The sequence below is a fragment of the Aquitalea magnusonii genome, assembly GCF_003202035.1.
GTDB lineage: Bacteria > Pseudomonadota > Gammaproteobacteria > Burkholderiales > Chromobacteriaceae > Aquitalea > Aquitalea magnusonii.
Window position 1 is genome coordinate 16,322 of the sequence record NZ_QJKC01000029.1, and the last position, 21,079, is coordinate 37,400.

18 protein-coding genes are annotated in these 21,079 nt (G+C 60.7%); 10 read left to right on the plus strand and 8 right to left on the minus strand.

Annotation, left to right across the window (positions count from 1 at the left end; all coding sequences use genetic code 11):
- Positions 1-19: 19 nt before the first annotated feature.
- From DFR38_RS19525 to DFR38_RS19570, 10 genes are all read left to right on the plus strand, one after another.
- Positions 20-664, plus strand: coding sequence for a glutathione S-transferase family protein (locus DFR38_RS19525; protein WP_059286354.1), 645 nt, complete (start codon positions 20-22; stop codon positions 662-664).
- Between the two features lie 86 nt (positions 665-750).
- Positions 751-1,368 carry a uridine kinase gene (gene udk, locus DFR38_RS19530; protein ID WP_059286353.1) on the plus strand — a complete coding sequence of 206 codons (618 nt, stop codon included), beginning with the start codon at positions 751-753 and terminating at the stop codon, positions 1,366-1,368.
- A 481-nt stretch (positions 1,369-1,849) separates the two neighbouring features.
- Positions 1,850-3,124 (plus strand): amino acid deaminase, encoded by a 1,275-nt coding sequence (locus DFR38_RS19535; RefSeq protein ID WP_110313829.1) that lies wholly within the window; start codon positions 1,850-1,852, stop codon positions 3,122-3,124.
- Positions 3,125-3,199: 75 nt separating this feature from the next.
- Entirely contained in the window at positions 3,200-4,552 is a 1,353-nt protein-coding gene (locus DFR38_RS19540) for a GntT/GntP/DsdX family permease (RefSeq protein WP_059287016.1), read from the plus strand.
- A 31-nt stretch (positions 4,553-4,583) separates the two neighbouring features.
- On the plus strand, positions 4,584-5,447 hold the full coding sequence (locus DFR38_RS19545) for a MurR/RpiR family transcriptional regulator (protein WP_059287017.1): 864 nt from the start codon (positions 4,584-4,586) through the stop codon (positions 5,445-5,447).
- Positions 5,448-5,450: 3 nt separating this feature from the next.
- Entirely contained in the window at positions 5,451-6,950 is a 1,500-nt protein-coding gene (locus DFR38_RS19550; protein WP_059287018.1) for an N-acyl-D-amino-acid deacylase family protein, read from the plus strand.
- On the plus strand, positions 6,947-7,333 hold the full coding sequence (locus DFR38_RS19555; protein ID WP_199054487.1) for a RidA family protein: 387 nt from the start codon (positions 6,947-6,949) through the stop codon (positions 7,331-7,333). The genes DFR38_RS19550 and DFR38_RS19555 overlap by 4 nt, the downstream gene beginning before the upstream one ends.
- 74 nt (positions 7,334-7,407) lie before the next feature.
- Entirely contained in the window at positions 7,408-8,316 is a 909-nt protein-coding gene (locus DFR38_RS19560; protein WP_199054489.1) for a sugar kinase, read from the plus strand.
- A gap of 86 nt (positions 8,317-8,402) precedes the next feature.
- The gene (locus DFR38_RS19565) at positions 8,403-9,050 is read left to right on the plus strand and encodes a tlde1 domain-containing protein (protein ID WP_059287019.1); all 648 of its coding nucleotides are present in this window, start codon (positions 8,403-8,405) and stop codon (positions 9,048-9,050) included.
- Positions 9,051-9,074: 24 nt separating this feature from the next.
- Positions 9,075-9,404: a hypothetical protein gene (locus tag DFR38_RS19570; protein WP_110313824.1), complete on the plus strand. Its 330-nt coding sequence runs from the start codon at positions 9,075-9,077 to the stop codon at positions 9,402-9,404.
- Between the two features lie 495 nt (positions 9,405-9,899).
- Here the strand turns inward: DFR38_RS19570 and DFR38_RS19575 are convergent, their stop codons facing one another.
- From DFR38_RS19575 to DFR38_RS19610, 8 genes are all read right to left on the minus strand, one after another.
- Positions 9,900-10,796, minus strand: a complete 897-nt coding sequence (locus tag DFR38_RS19575; protein WP_146216026.1) for a type 2 periplasmic-binding domain-containing protein — start codon at positions 10,794-10,796, stop codon at positions 9,900-9,902.
- Between the two features lie 189 nt (positions 10,797-10,985).
- Positions 10,986-11,216, minus strand: a complete 231-nt coding sequence (locus DFR38_RS19580; protein WP_110313825.1) for a formate dehydrogenase subunit delta — start codon at positions 11,214-11,216, stop codon at positions 10,986-10,988.
- Positions 11,213-14,083 carry a formate dehydrogenase subunit alpha gene (fdhF, locus tag DFR38_RS19585; RefSeq protein WP_059287354.1) on the minus strand — a complete coding sequence of 957 codons (2,871 nt, stop codon included), beginning with the start codon at positions 14,081-14,083 and terminating at the stop codon, positions 11,213-11,215. Before fdhF ends, DFR38_RS19580 begins: the two co-directional genes overlap by 4 nt.
- On the minus strand, positions 14,080-15,639 hold the full coding sequence (locus DFR38_RS19590; protein ID WP_059287353.1) for an NADH-ubiquinone oxidoreductase-F iron-sulfur binding region domain-containing protein: 1,560 nt from the start codon (positions 15,637-15,639) through the stop codon (positions 14,080-14,082). The genes fdhF and DFR38_RS19590 overlap by 4 nt, the downstream gene beginning before the upstream one ends.
- A complete protein-coding gene (locus tag DFR38_RS19595) occupies positions 15,633-16,109 on the minus strand; it encodes a formate dehydrogenase subunit gamma (RefSeq protein ID WP_059287352.1) in 477 nt (158 codons plus the stop codon). The genes DFR38_RS19590 and DFR38_RS19595 overlap by 7 nt, the downstream gene beginning before the upstream one ends.
- Before the next feature lie 145 nt (positions 16,110-16,254).
- Positions 16,255-17,457 carry a formaldehyde dehydrogenase, glutathione-independent gene (gene fdhA, locus DFR38_RS19600; protein ID WP_110313826.1) on the minus strand — a complete coding sequence of 401 codons (1,203 nt, stop codon included), beginning with the start codon at positions 17,455-17,457 and terminating at the stop codon, positions 16,255-16,257.
- 573 nt (positions 17,458-18,030) lie between these two features.
- The gene (locus DFR38_RS19605) at positions 18,031-18,729 is read right to left on the minus strand and encodes a hypothetical protein (RefSeq protein ID WP_110313827.1); all 699 of its coding nucleotides are present in this window, start codon (positions 18,727-18,729) and stop codon (positions 18,031-18,033) included.
- Between the two features lie 669 nt (positions 18,730-19,398).
- Positions 19,399-20,427, minus strand: a complete 1,029-nt coding sequence (locus tag DFR38_RS19610; RefSeq protein WP_146216027.1) for a hypothetical protein — start codon at positions 20,425-20,427, stop codon at positions 19,399-19,401.
- Between the last annotated feature and the right edge of the window lie 652 nt (positions 20,428-21,079).

The window sequence follows — 21,079 nt, forward strand, 5'->3', positions numbered from 1 at the left end:
CGGTCTCGGAGCCTGCCCCATGTTTACCCTGATCATCGGCAACAAGAATCTGTCTTCCTGGTCGCTGCGCCCCTGGCTGGTGCTGAAAATGCTGAACGAGCCCTTCGAGGAAAAGCATATCGACCTGACGGCCAGCGACTGCAAGACACGCATCCTCGCCTGCAACCCGGCCGGCAAGGTGCCGCTGCTGATCGACCAGCAGCTGCGCATCGGCGACAGCCTGGCCATCTGCGAATATCTGGCCGAATGTTTTCCCGCTGCCGGGCTGTGGCCGGATGATGCCGCCACCCGCGCCATCGCCCGTGCCGTAGTGGCAGAAATGCACGCCGGCTTTGCCGCCCTGCGCAGCGCATTGCCGATGAATGTCTGTGGCGACTTCCCGGCCAGCACACCGGGCGCAGCGGCCCAGGCCGACATTGCCCGCATCACCAGCCTGTGGGAAAACCTGCGCCAGCAACACCAGGGCAACGGCCCCTTCCTGTTTGGCCAGTTCAGCATTGCCGACGCCTTTTTCGCACCGGTGGTATGGCGTTTCCGCAGCTACCATGTGCCCCTGCACGGCCATGCCGCCGCCTACGCCGCCCACATGCAGCAGCTACCCGCCATGCAGGAATGGCTGGCCGCGGCGCAGCAGGAAGAACAGGCGTCCGCCTCCGGCAAATAAATACCGCAATCCTGATGGAACAACGCGCCATAACTCATTAAAATGGCGCGTTTTTTTATGCGTTATTGCGTCAAGAGGCTTACAGCATGACTACCCCGTTCATTATCGGCGTTGCCGGCGGCAGCGGCAGCGGCAAGACCACGGTCACCGCCAAGGTGCTGGAAACCGTCGGTCCCGGCATGGCGGCCGTCATCGTGCAGGACTATTACTACCGCGATCAGGCCCACCTGACCTTCGAACAGCGCCTCGCCACCAATTACGACCACCCGCATGCCTTCGACTGGCCCTTGCTGATCGAACAGATCGAAGAGTTGCTGGCCGGCCGCCCCATCGACATGCCGGTCTACGACTTCACCCACCATACCCGCGCCAGCGACACCATCCGCGTCAACCCCGCACCGGTCATCGTCATCGAAGGGCTGTTTCCGCTGTACGATGCCGCGCTGCGCGACATGATGTCGCTGAAGATCTTCGTCGACACCGATCCGGATGTGCGCTTCATTCGCCGCCTGCAGCGCGACATCCGCGAGCGCGGGCGCAGTGCCGACCATGTGATCGAACACTACCTGGCTACCGTGCGCCCCATGCACAACCAGTTCATCGAGCCGACCAAACGCTTTGCCGATGTGATACTGCCCCACGGCGCCAACGATCCGGCGGTGGACATCATCACCACCAAGGTCGCCAGCCTGATCAGTCACTGAAACAAGCCCGCCTTCAGGCGGGCTGCCAGCCCAGCCCGCCGCCATGCCTGCCCCCCCCGACCGGGCCCTGCCGGTCCGCACCTGCCCATCTGCTGCGTCATTTCCGCGGCGGATGCCGGCAACAGCCCGGCTGCCCGCAGCCGTCCGCCCCAGCCGCGACCGTTGTTCGCCAGACCTTGACAGCAAAATAGCCTCGCCTTTCCGCTGACTTAGCGCTTGCCCCCGCCACGCCTGGCCCTTTCCCCCCGACGCAAGCAGCTGCCACACCTGCCGTGAAGGGCGGCACGGTACGTCCTTTAGGTCAGATGCCAGCCGAACCGACTTGCCGGAAAGTCAGCCGGATCGTGTCGCAATAATGCCGCACTTAACCTGACCTAAAGACAGGGGTTTCCTGGCTTAGATGAAATAAATTTTCAAAATTAATGAATGTTTTTACATTTTTTGATAATTTTTTTCAAAATAATCATATGAGGAGATGGCCATGCCGCAACAGGAACACGCAGCACACATGCTGAACCGGGCGACCAAGGGACTGGGTGCCAGCCCCGCTTCCTGCACTCTGCAACAGGTAGCCCAACTGGGCTGGAACATCCTGCGCGAGGATGTCAGCTTGCCGGTGGCACTACTGCGGCAAAGCCGTATCGAACACAATCTGCAATGGATGCAGCAATTCATGCAGCGTTACGGCGTGGAACTGGCGCCGCACGGCAAAACCACCATGAGCCCCCAGCTGTTCCACATGCAGCTGGCGCATGGCGCCTGGGGCATCACCCTGGCCACCGCCCCGCAGGTGCAGGCAGCCTATCAGCATGGCATCCGCCGCTTCCTGCTGGCCAACCAGCTGGTGGGCAAGGCCAATATGGCCATCATCGCGCGCCTGCAACAGGCAGACCCCGACTTCAGCTTCTGCTGCATTGTCGACTCCGCTGCCAATGTCGATGCGCTGGGGCAGTTCTTTGCCCAGAACGGGCAAACTTTGCGCATCCTGCTGGAATACGGCGTGGAAGGCGGCCGTACCGGGGTGCGCACACCGCAGCAGGAAAATGAAGTGCTGGCTGCCATTGCCCGCTGGCCACAATCGCTCAGCCTGATCGGTGTGGAAATCTACGAAGGCGTGCTCCAGCAGGAAGAGGATATCCGCGCCTTCCTGCGCAAGGTGGTGGCACGCACCCGCGAGCATGCAGCCCGCAAGCTGTTCCGCGAAGAGAAGATCCTGCTCAGCGGTGCCGGCTCGGCCTGGTACGACGTGGTGGCCGACGAGTTCTCCGGCCTTGATCTGGGCCAGCCCCTGCAGGTGTTGCTACGCCCCGGCTGTTATCTCACCCACGATGTCGGCATCTATCTGCATGCCGAACAACGCATCCAGAGCCATAACCCGGTGGCCCGTGAAATGGGCCGCACCCTGCAGCCGGCACTGCAATTGTGGGCCTATGTGCAATCGATTCCGGAAAGCGGCCGCGCCATCATCGGCCTGGGCAAGCGCGATGCTGCCTTCGATGCCGGCCTGCCACAGGTGTCACTGCATTTCCGCCCCGGCAGAAGCACGGTGCCACAGCCGGCTCCGGCCGACTGGATCGTCAGCGCCATGATGGACCAGCACGCCTTCATGCGCATTCCGGCCGATGCCGACCTGCAGGTGGGCGACATGCTGGCCTTCGAAATATCCCATCCCTGCCTCACCTTCGACAAATGGCGTCAGCTGCTGCTGGTGGACGATGCCCTCAATGTCACCGGTGCGGTGGAAACCCTGTTTTAGACCAGAAGCACCACCAAGACCGCCCTCGCAACGAACGGGGGCGGCATCCTCCCCCCTACTACAAGGAGAACCCACATGACCCCAGTCCTGGGCAGCCAGCTGCTGCTGTATGCCGCCATCGCCATTATCGCGCTGGTGATTCTGATTGCACGTTATCGCATCAACCCCTTTATCGTCCTGACGGTGGTATCCATCGGCCTGGCCCTGGCCGCACAGATGCCGGCCAAGGACATCATGGCCGCCTATGAAACAGGCGTGGGCAAGACGCTGGGCCATATCGCGCTGGTGGTGGCCTTGGGCACCATGCTGGGCAAGATGATGGCCGAATCGGGTGGTGCCGAGCGCATTGCCCTGACCCTGATCGACAAGTTCGGCGAAAAGAACGCGCACTGGGCCATGGTATGCATCGCCTTTGTCTGCGGCCTGCCGCTGTTCTTCGAAGTGGGCTTCGTGCTGCTGATTCCGATTGCCTTTACCGTGGCCAAGCGCGCTGGCGTGTCGATGCTGCTGGTCGGCCTGCCGATGGTGGCGGGCCTGTCGGTGGTGCATGGCCTGGTGCCGCCGCACCCGGCCGCCATGCTGGCGGTAAGCGAATACGGCGCCCAGGTGGGCAAGACGGTGTTCTACGCCATCATTGTCGGAGTCCCCACCGCCATCATCGCCGGTCCGGTCTTTGCCAAATTCATTGCACCGCGCATCCAGCTGCCCGCTGACAACCCCATCGCCGACCAATTCACCGAACGCGATGCCACCCCGCGTGAACTGCCAGGCTTCGGCATCACCATCGCCACCATCCTGCTGCCGGTATTCCTGATGCTGCTGGGCGGCTGGGCCAATGTGCTGAGCGACAAGGGCAGCGTCCTGAACGGCCTGTTGCTGTTCATCGGCAACTCGGTGATCGCCCTGCTGATCGCCACCCTGGTCAGTTTCTGGACGCTGGGCATTGCCCGTGGTTTCACCCGCGACAACATCCTCAAGTTCACCAACGAGTGCCTGGCGCCCACTGCCGCCATTACCTTGCTGGTGGGTGCCGGCGGTGGTCTGAACCGCATCCTGATCGAAACCGGCGTCACCAAGGAGATCATTGCGCTATCGGCCCAGTTCCAGCTGTCGCCCCTGCTGCTGGGCTGGCTGCTGGCCGTGCTGATGCGGGTGGCCACCGGCTCGGCCACCGTCGCCATGACCACTGCCGCCGGCATCGTCGCCCCCATTGCCCTGGCCAGCGGCTATCCGCATCCGGAATTGCTGGTGCTGGCCACCGGCGCCGGTTCGCTGATCCTGTCGCACGTCAACGATGGCGGTTTCTGGCTGGTCAAGGAATACTTCAACATGACCGTTATCCAGACCCTGAAAACCTGGACTGTTCTGGAAACCCTGATCTCCGTCGTCGCCTTCCTGCTGACCCTGGGCCTGGCCCAGCTGCTGTAAGCGCACGACCGCACCTGAAGAAAGCCCTAGCGTGGACATCCTGTATCTGATTCGCAGCCGTCTGGACCAGCTCAGCCCAACCCAGCTGAAAGTCGCCGAAGCCATTCTGGACGACGTCCGTTTTGCCGCCTCGGCCGGCATCGAGCAACTGGCGGCCAAGGCCGGTGTCAGCCCGGCGGCCATGTCGCGCTTTGCCAAGGCCATGGACTGCGAAGACATCCGCACCCTGCGCATGCGGCTGGCACAGGCGGCCACGGTGGGGCAGCGCTTTCTGGACGGCAGCCAGCTGCCCGCCGAGCCGGCCAGCTTTTTCGGCAATATCGTCGCCGATATCGAAACCACCCTGCGCCGTCACCTGGCGGGTTTTGACGAGCAGCAGTTCAGTGCCGCCGTCGACCTGATCTGCCAGGCAGATCGCCTGGTCGCTTTCGGCGTGGGCGGCGGCTCCACCGTGTTCTCCGACGAACTGCAGTTCCGCCTGGTCAGGCTGGGCCATATGCTGACCACCTATCACGATCCGGTGCTGATGCGCATCAGCGCAGCCACCCTGGGGCCGCATGATCTGCTGATCGTGCTGTCCACCACCGGCATCACGCCCGAAGTGCTGTCGGCAGTCGACATCGCCCGTGGCTACGGCACCCGCCTGCTGGCGCTGACCCGGCCGGACAGCCCGCTGGCACAGCGGGCCGATGTGGTGCTGCCGGTATTCCTGGACGAAACCGACTTTATCTACAAACCCACGGCAGCCCGTTACGGCATGCTGCTGGCGGTAGACATCCTCGCCACCGAACTGGCCCTGCGCCAGCCGGAGCACAGCCAGGAGCTGCTGCGCCGCGTCAAGCTGGCACTGGACGATTACCGCCACGGCGAAGACCGGCTGCCGCTTGGAGACTGAACCATGCATACCTACGACACCCTGATCCGCCGCGCCACCATCGTCGACGGCAGCGGCGCGGCGGCCTATGTGGCCGATGTCGGCATCCGCCAGCAGCGCATTGCCCTGCTCGGCACGGCCGGCGCGGCCACCGCCGAACACACCATCGATGGCGAGGGGCTGATACTGGCCCCCGGCTTTATCGATGTGCACACGCACGACGACACCATGGTGATCCGCCAGCCGCAGATGCTGCCCAAGCTCAGCCAGGGCGTGACGACGGTGATTGTCGGCAACTGCGGCATCAGTGCCTCGCCGGTCAGCCTGCAAGGCGAACCGCCAGACCCGATGAACCTGCTGGGGCCAAGGGAAGCCTTCCGCTATCCGCGCTTTGCCGATTACCGGGCGGCAGTGGAACAGGCCGAACCGGCAGTCAATGTGGCAGCGCTGGTAGGACATACCGCCTTGCGCAGCAACCATCTGGACCGGCTGGACCGCACCGCCACCCAGACCGAAATCAGCGCCATGCGCGCCCAGCTGGCCGACAGCCTGCGCCATGGCGCACTGGGGCTGAGCAGCGGGCTGGCCTATGCCTCGGCCTTCAGTGCCGACAGCAGCGAAGTGGAACAACTGGCAGCCGAACTGAACAGCTGCGGCGGCATCTACACCACCCATCTGCGCAGCGAATTCGAACCGGTACTGGAAGCCATGGACGAAGCCTGGCGCGTGGGTCGCCATGCCAACAGCCCGGTCATCGTGTCGCACATGAAATGTGCCGGCAAAGGCAACTGGGGCCGCAGCCCGCAGCTGCTGGCCTCGCTGGAAAATGCCGCCCGCCACCAACAGGTAGGGTGCGACTGCTATCCCTACTCGGCCAGCTCCTCCACCCTGGACCTGAAACAGGTCACCAGCGATTTCGAGATTTTCATCACCTGGTCCACCCCGCATCCGGAAATGGCCGGCCAGACCCTGCAAGCCATTGCCGCACAATGGCAGCTCCCCCTGCTGGACGCCGCGCGCAAGCTGCAACCGGCCGGTGCGGTGTATCACGGCATGGACCCGGCCGATGTGGAAAACATCCTGCGCCATCCGCTGACCATGGTCGGCTCGGACGGCCTGCCGGAAGACCCGCTGCCCCACCCGCGGCTGTGGGGAGCCTTTCCCCGCGTGCTGGGCTACTACTGCCGCGAACGCAAGCTGTTCAGCCTGGAAACCGCCGTGCACAAGATGACCGGCCTGTCCGCCAGCCGTTTCGCGCTGGACGAGCGCGGCCTGATCCGCCTGGGCTACTGGGCTGACCTGGTGCTGTTCGACGCCGCCACCATCCATGACACCGCCACCTTCCATGCACCGATCCAGGCCGCGGCAGGCATTAATGCGGTATGGGTCAATGGTGCGCTCAGCTGGCAGGACAAGGCCGCCACCACCGTGCGCGCCGGCCGCTTCCTGCCGCGTACCCGTGATATCCGCTGCAGTTTTCCTGGCTTTACCCCACTGACCTCAGACAAGGAAACCCGCTCATGAGCGATTTGAAACGATTTGGCATAGCCGGCGGTACCGGCGGCCAGCAAATGCCTTTTGCCCGTGCCGTGCAGGCTGCCGATGGCTGGCTGTATGTCTCCGGCCAGACCCCCATGGTCAATGGTGAAGTGATAGAAGGTGGCATCGTCACCCAGTCGCACCAGTGCATCCAGAACGTGATGGCCATCCTCAAGGAGGCCGGCTACGGACCGGAACACGTGGTGCGCTGTGGCGTGTGGCTGGATGACACCCGCGACTTCGCCTCGTTCAACCGCGTCTTCCTGCAGTACTTCGGCGATCACCCGCCCGCCCGCGCCTGCGTGCAGTCCAGCATGGTGATCGACTGCAAGGTGGAAGTGGACTGCATCGCCTACAAGAAGCCCTGACCGGCAAGCCCGCCCCGTCCGGCCGTTGTCCTCTGGACAACGGCCATGCATCCCGTCACAGGAAAGACCGCAACATGCATATTGCCTGCCTTGGTGAAGGCATGATCGAACTGAGCGGCCAGCCGCTACAGCGCCGCTTTGGCGGCGATACCCTGAACACCGCCATTTATCTGGCCCGCGTATTGGACGGCAGCCCGCACCAGGTGCGCTATCTGAGCGGCATGGGCAATGACAGCCTCAGCCGTCAGCTGCTGACTGACTGGCAGGCCGAAGGCGTGGATGTCAGCCACATTGTCATCCTGCCGGGCAAACTGCCCGGCCTGTACATGGTGGAAACCGATGCCCGTGGCGAACGCAGCTTTCTGTACTGGCGCAACGACAGTGCCGCCCGGCATTACTTTGCCTCCGGCATCGACTTTGCCAGCCTGCTGCACACTGCCCAGCTACAGGCGGTTTACCTGTCCGGCATTTCGCTGGCCCTGTTCAAGGAGCAAGAACGCCAACGGCTGCTGGAAGCCCTGCGCGACTTCGCCCGCGACGGCGGCAAAATCTGGTTCGACAATAATTTCCGCCCCTCGCTGTGGAGCGCGGCGCAGGCGCGTGCCGGTCATGAAGCCGTACTGGCGCTGGCCGATGTTGCCCTGCTGACCCTGGACGATGAACAAGCGCTATACGGGCCTGAAACCGCCGAGGCTGTGGCCGAACGCACCCTGGCACTGGGCTGCAAGGAGGTGGTGATCAAGCGCGGCGGCGAGCCCTGCCTGCTGGCCAGCAGCGAACTGCGCGCTGAAGTACTGGCCACCGCCGTGCCACAGGTGGTGGACACCACCGCAGCCGGCGATTCCTTTGCTGCCGGTTATCTGGCCAGCCGGGTCCTGGGTTCCCCCCCCACCCAGGCCGCTGCCTATGCCCACCGCCTGTCTGCTGCCGTCATTGCCCACCGCGGAGCCATCATCCCGCGCGACGCCATGCCACAGCGCTGATTGGCCGTTAGGCTGACTTGAACACCGGCAGCTTGCCGGTGTTTCGCTTGTGGCAATCACCCATGCGCTGAAGCAGGAGGCTGCCGATGGACATGTATCGCTTGCGTCATGATCACTATTTTATGAGAGCGCTGCGAGAGCAGGCGCGCCATGGCCTGCATGGCGATATCACCCGTTTCACCGATCAGGAACTGTTTGAGCTGATGAAGGTGGAGGAGCATTTCAGGGAATGGCAGCGCAGGCAGGCCAGCTTATTGTTCGATGGTGAAACCCTGTTTTGGCAAGAAACCGGCCAGGAAAAAAAATGGACCGCTTATTCTGGTCGTAAGGGTTATTGGTCGCCCAGGTTTCAAAACCTCAGGGATAAAGGGCCGATTCCAGAAGGATTTTATCAAGCTCAACAGAGTAAATTACAGTCTTGGAGTGAGGTGGATCAATTCAGCAAAACATTCTGCATTGCAGGCCTTGGAAGTTGGCCTGGTTGTACAGACTCTTGGGGTGAGCAACGTGTGTGGTTAATGGCGAAATCACCTACAAATGTTTATGGTCGCAGTGGCTTCAGCATTCATGGTGGCAATATCCCTGGCTCAGCTGGCTGTATTGATCTGATCCATAGCATGAATGATTTCACTGAACGATTTCGTTCATATGGTAAGGATATGGCATTAGAAGTACGCTATAAACCCTTGCTCGATAGCAAAGGTTACCATAATAGTGATATTTCAGCTAAATAGTCACTGCGTGCACCGGAGGGCTTCATGAAAAAATGGACAGCATTTAGCGTGAAATTTATTGCAAGCATTCTTTTGCTGTTGTTCTTACTGTCAATGATGAATGACTTGCTGTTTCCATACGACCAAGTGAGCGAGCAATATAGAATTTACCTCTGGGAAATACAGGGACATAGCAAGATATTTTTCTACCTGCTCACCATTACAAATATTGCCCTAACGCTTATTGCATTAATCCCCCTATGGCTACCTATCACTTCTTTTAAAAAAATATTACTGGCATTACCTTTACTCATATTATTTACTTTGCAACTGGCATGCACATGGTGTATCAATGACTGCTGGGACGGCTTGTAATAAACCTGCAACGCATGCGCATCGACAAATATTCATTTCCAGCACTAAGGACGGCAATACAAGCCTGGTTGCTAAGCGGACTGAAAATACTGCTCAGCCTTTATCTACTTTTCATTATAATTGTGGGTGAGTTAAACAATATACTAAAACCATTCGATCAAACACCGAAATACCACAGAGTCTTTCTACTCATCGAACAATTCCCTTATCCGATTCGCTATTATATTTCAAAAAAAATACTTGGAGATGGTTATTTATTATGGCTGGGCAGTATTTGACATCACCGCAGCAGGACTAGCCCTGCTAATGGTATGGCGACCCATTCAAATAAAAAACAAGTGGCTGCTATGGTTGCCATTCTTTGCCAATACATCAATATTTTTTTACTTCTGCCTGATCATGTATGGCGTACTGTAGTCGACCATACCAACATCCCGCGCAGATTAACCACTTTTAGAATACATTTAACCGACTTGGCTATTGCTGGCAGGCTGTTCAGCGCTGCTTCCACCACCAGCTGGTATCCGGCTTGGCATTGCCGGGCGGTAATTCGGTATTGGCTATCTGGGTGGTTTGCCAGCCATAATCGGCCAGCAGCCGGATGGCGTCGGCATGGTGACGCAGGAATAGCGCCTTGAAACTGCCATCGCGCTCGGCCAGTTTAAGGCCCTGCAACACGCGCCCGGCCAGCGCAGTGTTTTGCTTGCTCACCCAGAAATAGACGGGAAAGGGGTAATAGAGGGCCTTGGTCTTCTCCAGCATCAGGCCAGGGTAGCGCGGCAGCTGTTCCTGCATTTCGCTGCCCACCTCGTTCAGCCCGCGTGGAAAAGCATCAAAACGGCCGGCGGCCAGCATCTCGAACAGGCTTTCATAGCCAATGGATCCCAGCACTTCATAGCCATTGCTTTTCAGGATGGGGTAATCGGCCCATTGACTGTTCATGCCCAGCCGGACAGCCGCACGAAACTGCTGTGCGCTCATGCCACGCATGAGGGAGGCATCCTGCTTGCGCACGAAAAACACCCGGTAGCCGATGATGCCCTTGAGAATGTCCAGCCGTACCGGCTGCAGCAGCCTTTCCCGCTGCAGATTCGGCGCAAAGGCCAGCACATCCACCTTGCCGCTGCTCAGCAGCTGTTCGGCACGCCATTGCGTTGGCTGGTCGTTCAGTGGCAATAGCCGATAGTGGATGTGATCCACTTTTTCGACATGCTCCAGTGCCAGTTTCAGCAGGTCCCAGCGGTAGGTGTAAATGCTGCCAGCCGGATAGTAACGGATGATGTGCTCGGCCGCCCGGGCGGCGGGGCTGACCAGCAGGCAGCCCAGTGCCAGCAGGTGGACGCAGCGCATGAAACGGCAAATGAGAGTGCTGGCAATACTGGATGATGGCATGGTGTCCCGTCCTGAGCCGTCAGAGCTTACGCAAGCAATATGAAACTTGATCGTTCGCCATGACGTCTGGCAGGTGGCGCCAGAGGATAAGGACAAGCTTGCCGCCGGACGGATGGGCGGATAGCACAGGACACAAAGGGGACGCGGCCATGCGGCGGCGCAGCCTGCCGGCCGCACCGCCGCGACGGATCAATGCTGACCGCTGCTGGCAGACAGGCGCTGTACCGCCAGGCAGGCCGCCGGGCGCAGCTCGGCCGCTTCGCCCTGCTCCACCGCCTGCGCCAGCCGCTGGCGCATGGCCGGGGCCCAGAAGCGTTGCAGATGGCTGGCGATTTCTGTTGCAGCCTCTTCCTCGCTGCAATCGGCGCTGAAAAAGTCGCTGATCTGATTGGCCATCTTCACCAGGTGTGACGGGTTCATTGCACCTCCTCCCCACGGCCTTGTCGCAGCAGTTCCTGTTGCTGGCGACTGAAATGGCGGTAGCGCTGCTGCCATTCCGATGGCTGCTTGACCTTGATGATTTCCACCGCGGTCACCTTGTATTCCGGGCAGTTGGTGGCCCAGTCGGAATTATCGGTGGTGATGACATTGGCCCCGGATTCCGGGAAATGGAAGGTGGTGTACACCACCCCGGCGGCCACCCGTTCGCTGACCTTGGCGCGCAGCACAGTCTCACCGGCGCGGCTGGTCACGCCCACCCAGTCGCCATCGACAATGCCACGGTTCTCGGCATCGGCGGGGTGGATTTCCAGCTGGTCCTCCTCGTGCCAGGCCACGTTGCCGGTGCGGCGGGTTTGCGCGCCGACATTGTACTGGCTGAGGATGCGCCCGGTGGTGAGCAGCAGCGGGAAGCGGCTGTTGACGCGCTCTTCGGTCGGCACATAGCGGGTGATCATGAAGCGGCCCTTGCCGCGCACGAATTCACCGATATGCATGGTGACGGTGCCATCCGGCGCTGCCGCATTGCACGGCCATTGCAGGCTGCCGTGGCGCTCCAGTGCGGCATAGCTGACGCCGTTGAAGGTGGGCGTCAGGCGGGCGATTTCGTCCATGATTTCCGACGGATGGCGGTAATCCATGGCATAGCCCAAGGCCTGGGCCAGGGCCACGGTGACTTCCCAGTCGGCCTTGCCGCCCAGCGGGTCCATCACCTTGCGCACGCGCGAGATGCGGCGTTCGGCATTGGTGAAGGTGCCGTCCTTTTCCAGGAAGGAGCTGCCCGGCAAGAACACATGGGCAAACTTGGCGGTTTCATTCAGGAAAATATCCTGTACCACCACGCACTCCATGGCCGACAGCGCGGCGGTGACATGCTGGGTGTTGGGGTCGCTCTGCGCGATGTCCTCGCCCTGGCAGTACAGCGCCTTGAAGCTGCCATCCAGCGCGGCTTCGAACATATTGGGAATGCGCAGGCCGGGTTCGTTGTGCAGCGACACGCCCCAGGCCTGTTCGAACTCGGCGCGCACCACGTCGTCCGACACATGGCGGTAGCCGGGGAATTCGTGCGGGAAGCTGCCCATGTCGCAGGAGCCCTGCACATTGTTCTGGCCGCGCAGCGGGTTCACCCCCACGCCTTCGCGGCCGATATTGCCGGTGGCCATGGCCAGGTTGGCAATCGCCATCACCGAGGTGCTGCCCTGGCTGTGTTCGGTCACCCCCAGGCCGTAATAAATGGCGGCATTGTCGGCGCGGGCATACAGCCGGGCGGCGGCGCGGATGTCGTCCGCCGCCACGCCGCATACTGCGGCCATCGCCTCCGGCGCATGTTCCGGCTGGGCGACAAAGTGCCGCCAGTGGCCAAAGGCTTCGCTATCGCAACGGGCGGCGACAAAGTCCTCGTCCAGCAGCCCTTCGGTAACAATGACATGGGCCAGGGCATTGAGCATGGCCACATTGGTGCCGGGGCGCAGCGCCAGATGATGGGCGGCGCGGGCGTGGATGGCGTCCACCAGATCGATACGGCGCGGGTCGATGACAATCAGCTGCGCACCCTCACGCAGACGACGCTTGAGCTGGGAGGCAAATACCGGGTGGGCATCGCTGGGGTTGGCGCCGATCACCAGCACTACGTCGGCCTGCATCACCGAGTCGAAGCTCTGGGTACCGGCGGATTCACCCAGCGTCTGTTTCAGGCCATAACCGGTGGGCGAATGGCAGACGCGGGCGCAGGTGTCGACATTGTTATTGCCAAAGGCGGCACGCACCAGCTTTTGCACCAGATAGGTTTCTTCATTGGTGCAGCGGCTGGAGGTGATGCCGCCCACCGCGTCGCGGCCATATTTTTGCTGGATACGGCGGAATTCGCTGGCGGCATGATTGAGCGCCACTTCCCAGCTGACCTCCTGCCACGGCGCGTCGATGCTGCGGCGGATCATCGGCTTGGTGATGCGGTCCGGGTGGGTGGCATAGCCCCAGGCAAAGCGGCCCTTGACGCAGGAGTGGCCATGGTTGGCCTGGCCGTTCTTGTCCGGCACCATGCGTACCAGTTGATTGCCCTTCAGCTCGGCGCGGAAGGAGCAGCCCACGCCGCAATAGGCGCAGGTGGTGATGACACTGCGCTCCGGCTGGCCCCACTGGATGACACTCTTTTCCATCAGCGTGGCGGTGGGGCAGGCCTGCACGCAGGCTCCGCAGGACACGCACTCCGAACCGAGAAAATCCGCCCCGCCCGCCGGGCTGACGCGGGAATCGAAACCGCGTCCGGCAATGGTCAGCGCAAACGTGCCCTGGGTTTCTTCACAGGCGCGCACGCAGCGGTTGCACACGATGCACTTGGACGGGTCGTAATCAAAATACGGGTTGGAAACGTCTTTCTTGTCCTGCAGATGATTGGCCCCGTCCATGCCATAGCGCACTTCACGCAGGCCCACCTGCCCGGCCACGGTTTGCAGCTCGCAATTACCATTGGCACTGCAGGTGAGGCAATCCAGCGGATGGTCGGAAATATACAGCTCCATCACGCCACGGCGCAGTCTGGCCAGCTTTTCGCTCTGGGTGCGCACCACCATGCCGGGCGAGACTGGCGTGGTACAGGAGGCCGGATAGCCGCGATGGCCGTCGATTTCCACCATGCACATGCGGCAGGAGCCAAACGGCTCCAGGCTGTCGGTGGCGCACAGCTTGGGAATGGCAGTGTCCAGCAGCGCCGCCGCGTGCATGACAGAAGTACCCGGCGGCACGCTGATGTTCTGGCCGTCGATGGTAAGGGTGATGCTGGCCTCGCCGGGGCGGGCCGGCGTGCCCATGTCCTTGTTGCAGGATGCACCTGCTCCGCATTGGCAGCTCATTGTGCTTGCTCCTGAGTGTCCAGCCCGAAGTCGGCCGGGAAATGACGCATGGCACTTTGCACGGGGAAGGGCGTCATGCCGCCCAGCGCGCACAAGGATCCGTATTGCATGGTGTCGCACAGATCATCCAGCAGCGCACGCTGGCGTTGCCGCTCGGCACTATCCGGTGCGGCCAGCAGGCGCTCGATGACTTCCACCCCACGGGTGGAGCCGATACGACAGGGCGTGCACTTGCCGCAGGATTCCTCGGCACAGAACTGCATGGCAAAGCGTGCCATCTGCCCCAGGTGCAGGCTGTCATCGCACAGCACCGCACCACCGTGGCCCAGCATGGCACCTATCGCCGCCAGTGCTTCGTAATCGAGCGGGGTATCAAACTGCGACGGTGGAATCCACGCGCCCAGCGGGCCGCCCAGCTGCACGGCTTTTACCGGTTTGCCGCTGGCGGTGCCGCCGCCGTAATCGAACACCAGCTCACGCAAGGTCAGACCAAACGCCCGTTCCACCAGCCCGCCACGCCGTACATTGCCTGCCAGCTGGAAAGCCATGGTGCCCAGCGAGCGGCCCATGCCGAAATTGCGATACCACGCCGCCCCGCGCGACAGAATCAGCGGCACTGAGGCCAGCGACAGCACGTTGTGTACCAGGGTGGGCTGGCCGAACAGGCCTTGCAAGGCGGGCAGTGGTGGCTTGGCGCGCACCGTGCCACGGCGGCCTTCGACTGATTCCAGCAGCGAGGTTTCCTCGCCGCAGATATAAGCCCCTGCCCCTTCACGCACTTCAATCTCGAATTCATGACCGCCGTGGGCCACATCCGCGCCCAGATAGCCATGGGCGCGGGCAATGTCGATGGCCTGACGCAGCACGGCAATGGCCGGGGCGTATTCGGAGCGCACATAGATATAGCCACGGCTGGCACCCACCGCCAGCCCGGCAATGGTCATGCCTTCGATCAGCAGGAAGGGGTCGCCCTCCATCAGCATGCGGTCGGCAAAGCTGCCGGAATCGCCCTCGTCGGCATTGCATACCACGTATTTCTGTTCCGCCTGGGCCTGACGCACGGTGCGCCATTTGATACCGGCCGGGAAAGCCGCACCACCACGGCCACGCAGGCCGGATTCCAGCACCTCGGCCACGATTTCGTCGTGGCTCAGCCGCGCTGCGTGCTCCAGCCCCTGATAGCCGCCGTGAGCCAGATAATGTTCCAGCGACAGCGGGCTGGTGATGCCGGCGCGGGCAAACAGCAGGCGCTGCTGGGTTTTCAAATAAGGCAGCTGTTCCACCAGCCCCACCGACAACAAGTGGTCGCCATTGGCAGCCAGGTCCACATCCAGCAGGCTGGCGACTTGATCCGGGCTGACTTCACGGTAAGCGGCACGGCCTTGCGGCGTGTCCACCTCCACCAGCGGCTCCAGCCAGAACAAGCCGCGCGAGCTGGTGCGCACGATATCGATGTCCAGCTTGCGGCGTGCCGCTTCGGCGGCGAACGCTGCCGCCACGGCATCCGCGCCCACGGCACAGGCTACCGAATCCATCGGGATATACAGGGTCAGCATTTCGCCTCCTTGCCACAGGCTGCCAGCAGGGCGCTGAGTTTTTCCGGGGTGACGCGCGCATGCAGCTGGCCATCCAGCTGCAAGGCCGGGGCACAGGCACAAGCCCCCAGGCAGTACACCGGGCGCAACTCCAGCTGGCCGTCCGCCGTGTGGCCGTGATCCTCCACCCCCAGTTGCGTGCGCAGCTGGGCGGCCAGCGCCTCGGAGCCCATGCTCTGGCAGGCTTCGGCGCGGCACAGGCGCAGGCTGTGCGCGGCAGGCGGGGATGTACGGAAATCGTGATAGAAGCCGATGACGCCATGTACCTCGGCCTGGCTCTGGTTCATGGCACGGGCAATGGCCGGGATGGCATCTGCCGGGATATGGCCCAGTGCATCCTGTACGGCATGCAGCAGCGGCAGCAGGCCGCCGGGCAGGTCCCGGTATTGCTGCAGCAGTTGCTGGAGTGTCTCTTGTTGTTGTGCGTTCATGCTTGCGGTCCTGCGCGTGAGCCTTGCTTGAAAACATGCTGTTTGACTGCCAGACGGCAAGATTGCGCCGTCTGGCAGCGCACTGCAATGCCCAATTGGCGTTAGCTGCCAGTCGGGCATGTACTACTTGATGGTGAGCTCAGTGTCAGGCGGCGCTGAGCAATTGCAGATGCGGGTCGATGACGAATTTCTTCGGCGCTCCGCCATCGAAAGCCGCATAACCCTGCGGGGCCTGATCCAGCGTGATCAACTCCACGCCCACCACTTCGGCAATATTGATGCGGTCCCACAAAATGGCCTGCATCAGCGCACGGTTGTACTTCATCACCGGGGTCTGGCCGGTGAAGAAGGCGTGGGACTTAGCCCAGCCCAGCCCCAGCCGTACCGACAGGCTGCCCTTGCGCGCCGCGTCGTCCTTGGCGCCGGGGTCGTCGGTCACGTACAGACCGGGAATACCGATGCGCCCTGCTTCGCGGGTGACTTCCATCAAGGAATTGAGCACCGTGGCCGGGGCTTCCTGCTGCGAACCGGCATGGCCGTGGCCACGTGCTTCGAAACCGACAGCATCAATGGCGCAGTCCACTTCCGGCACGCCCAGAATGGCGGCAATCTGCTCGGCCAGTGTGGCGTCCTGCGACAGGTCGGCAGTTTCAAAACCCACCGCCCGCGCATGCACCAGCCGCGCCGGGTTCACATCGCCCACAATCACCACCGCCGCACCCAGCAAGCGGGCGGAAGCCGCCGCCGCCAGACCCACCGGCCCTGCCCCGGCCACATACACCGTGCTGCCGGGGCCGACACCTGCCGACACCGCACCGTGATAACCGGTAGGCAGAATATCGGACAGGCAGGTGAGATCGCGGATCTTGGCCATGGCCTGATCGCGGTCGGGGAATTTCAGCAGGTTGAAGTCGGCATAAGGCACCATCACGTATTCCGCCTGTCCGCCCACCCAGCCGCCCATGTCGACATAGCCATAAGCGCCACCGGCACGGGCCGGGTTTACCGACAGGCACACGCCGGTGTGTTGTTCCTTGCAGCAGCGGCAGCGACCGCACGCCACATTGAACGGCACCGACACGATGTCGCCCTTTTTCAGGGTTTCCACATCGCTGCCCAGCTCGATGACCTCGCCGGTGATTTCATGCCCCAACACCAGGCCGGAAGGCGCGGTGGTGCGACCACGTACCATGTGCTGGTCCGAGCCACAGATATTGGTGCTGAGTACTTTCAGGATGACCCCATGGCCCAGCTTGCGGCCTTGGGGGGATACCAGTTCGGGAAAGGGAATGGACTGCACTTCTACCTTGCCTGGCCCTACATAAACGACTCCGCGGTTACCCGTCATTGTTGTCTCCTCACTGCAACTTCTCGGAGCGCGCCCCGCTCCGGGGGGAGCCTGCACCAGCCTTGGCTGGCGGCCCACCTCAAGATAAGGGAGCGGGTGCTGGGCAACTTGAACAAATGCGACAGGATTACGGTGGATCACGTCTGTGGGCTGTCTGCCCGCCTGATAAAAAAACCTGTGGAATCATGGGGTTTTATGTATGAAAACGGTGGTGGACGGGGAATGGAGCGGGGTCGGTGCGGTGCTTATGTGCCTTCGCGCTCGAGGTTGCCGCCACAAAGTAAAAACAGGTGTTGCATCCGCTCACGCGGATGATGTTTTGTCTTGCCGCTTCCGCGCGGCGGACGGGAAAGGGATCTTTGCTTGGCCAAAGATCCCTTTCATCCCTAAAGGCCACCCAGCAAGCATGGCCTGCGGCTACCCTCCGGGGCCTGCCCCTGCTGCGGCACGGCTGGAACTCGCGATTGGCTAACGTCCAATCGCTCAAACAGCCAGCCGCTTAAAACCGCAGCAGCGCCACCCGTCGGCATGCTTGACGGGGCCCTTGGGCGCGTCGGTACGGTGCTTATCTGATCAAGAACACCTTGGCGTTGGTGCGCAGCCTTCCGCCGCCTCCACCCGCCACGCCTGTTTGTTCATCCGTCTGGCCAATAGCTGATGGCAAGCCTCCGCCAGCCGCAGCAATTCCACATTACTGCTGGGTAAGCCGTCCGGCGCGGCAATGTGCTGGGCCAATGCCTGCAAGGGCGTGGCCTGACTATTGAGCGCCACCAGTCGGCCATGTGCATGGCGGCTGGCGTGGTTGGGGGTGAAGCGTAGCGTCAGCAGCCAATGGCCGTGCTGCCAGCCCTGTCCCTGTTCCAGTACCGCACGTAATACCGCATGGCTGATCTGCTGCCCGGCCTCTGCGGCCATGGCCAGTGCCTGGTCGTGGCGTGGGGCGTCGCTTGGGCGTTGCTGCAAGGCGGGAAGGGCTTGGCGGTTCAGCCAGTGGCGTAGCCGTTGTGTAGCGGGGCGATGGATTTGGCGCAGCGCCTGTTGCAGGGTGTTTTCCGGCCAGTACTGTTGCGGGGTGTCGTGGTGTGGCTGTTGGCAGTTGGGGTGTTGTTGCAGGATGTGTCGCAGGCGGTGGCGCAGGCGTGGGCCGAATAGCTGGAGGATGTCGTCGCCGTGCAGGCAGCAGGTGTGGGGGTGGAGGTGCAGGCGGATGGGTTTGCCGAGGTAAAACAGGGTAAGGGGTGGGGGAATGGCTGATGGTGAGTTTTGAGTCATGGGGCTGATCTCCAATTTCACCAACTAGATATACAGGTCGCCAAACCTGATTGCGCCTGGTGGCGCAACTGGATAAGGCTAATCAGCGTTATTGGCAGCGGCAAGGGTAGAGGGGCGCGGAGACACTGGCAAGATGTGCAGGTAAGGGGATTGAATCCGCTGCGCGGATGATGTTTTGTATTGCCGCTTCCGCGCGGCGAACGGGAAAGAGGGCTTGCCTGGCCAAGCCCTCCTTCACCTCCACGGCCACCCCACAGGCATGGCCTGCGGCTTCCCTTCGGGGCCTGACCGGGCCGAGGCGCGCCTGAACTCGCGATTTGCTAACGTCAAATCGCTCAAACATTGCAGGCGCTTAATACCTCGCCCCGGCCACCCGTCGGCATGCTTGACGGGGCCCATGGCCGCGTTGGTACGGTGGGGAATTCAGTAGATTAAGACGATTTCGGATGCCACCAAGTGGACTTCTGCTTACGACCCAAAGCAGAAGTTCAGTGCATATCTGCCAAGAGCATTCATTCGGTCTTGGCTGCCATGCAAAACATTTGATCTGAGTGTCCGCTCAAGGCCTGAGGCCAGCCATTTGATTGGGAGCAATACTGAACATCAGCTTTCTGACCGCCGGAATGTGTACTTCCGAACCAAATCAGTACTCTGATCGGGTTGTACCTATTAGATAGAAATCAGATCAGCATAGTCATTCATTGGCCCGACGGACAAGAACAATGGCTCAAGGTTCGTAGAAACTCGACTGCGAGGCTTGAAGGCTACTCGAACCTCTTTCTGGTAAGCGTACCCGAAATGCTTTGCCATCTCTGGGATCCTGAACTTTGTATAATCACGATAAGGATCGTAGTAGGTCACCTTTCCTTCCATAGGAATCCAATCTGGAAAGCGTGCAAGGAATGAGGAGATCAGCCGCTGTTTGAAGAGGATGGGGTTCCGAATGACTATCGCTGAGTCGGCATCGAAATCAGTAGGCATCCGATAGTGAATGTGTTCACATAGACTGAAGAGATAGTAGTCATCGAACACTAGCGGAAGCACGATGTCGTCATCTTCAAATTCAATCAATTTCCCCTGAAAGTTGATATTCGACTTACCCTCGAGCCGCTCCTTGTACGTAGGAATGAAAAAGGTTCGGCTGGTTTCATCATCACGAACAGAATCAAGGAAACTCGCGTCGTTATATAACCCCGCGTTAGCCAACCGAAGATTGCCAGTTTGCAGCATGGGCTCAAGAAACTGGCGCTTCCCATATTTGACAAGGATAGGGGTCGTAGGTGTGTTGTATCCATCGAACATTCTTACGCCGATTGGCATGCCATGCTCGAAATACTTAAGTATCGGTGCTTTGGCTGACTGAATTAGATTAATTGGCGGCATATCACCGAACCGCCCCCCATATTCTTCGAGTATGTGTGTGAAGACCTGCATATACTCATCTGTCTCAGACATTGGTACAGGCCGCAAATTACCATCCGGTCCAATCTCATTCACATTCAGGAAGATGTTGCGAAACCGCTCAGCAACTCTGTCATCAGGTGCACCAATCAGATAGGGTCTCGCCAGATAGGTGTGGCGCCATACTTCGTGACGCGCCAAACCTCTTTGCTGCCCTGACTTCCATTCATAGTGTCGACGTTGTTGATCGAAAACTTCAAGTCGCTTGCGGATTTGATCGAGACTAACTTTTGCCATTTTTATTCTGGTGAACAATGTGTCGTAAAACAGCAGGGACTATCCCTTTATCACTTTTCACTCCGCACCAACAAGGTTAAAGGAGCGAGTGGACATGATTGTAAATATCAACGGCATCGACAATGATGCAAGGGATATTCTTTGCTTCATAGTTAAGCTGTCAATCAGGCTGAGCCAATCGCTACCAGCAACATTCAACAGATTGCTGACGTATCCCATGACCCTGGCAATGGTAACAACACCCAAATCTAAGACGTCACATGGTCAATCAGCGAGGCTGTTTCTGGCCGATACCAGTCATGCTAGCACGTTGGCATGGAGAAAATCTTGACCTGTCTTGGTAACGGTCCAAACAGTGATCCGTCCGTTATCGCAAGGCCGTACCAACGAAACCTGCTCCCGTCAGCGCGAGCCGACGCAGGCGTGCCGCTCAGGGTCTTAAGCGGTCGGCTGTCCGCAGCGGCGCGACGTTAGCGCGCCGCAAGTTCCGGCCGCGCCCTGAGTGGCATGGCAGGGGCGGGAATTCGACGCGCTGCGGGTCGCCTTTTCTTTGGGTAGGCGGTTTCAAGAGCCAAGTGCAACGGTGGTTGGAATCCTGATATCCAGATTGAAGCAACATTCCCAGAATGCTTCGCTGGGCTTCTTAAACCCT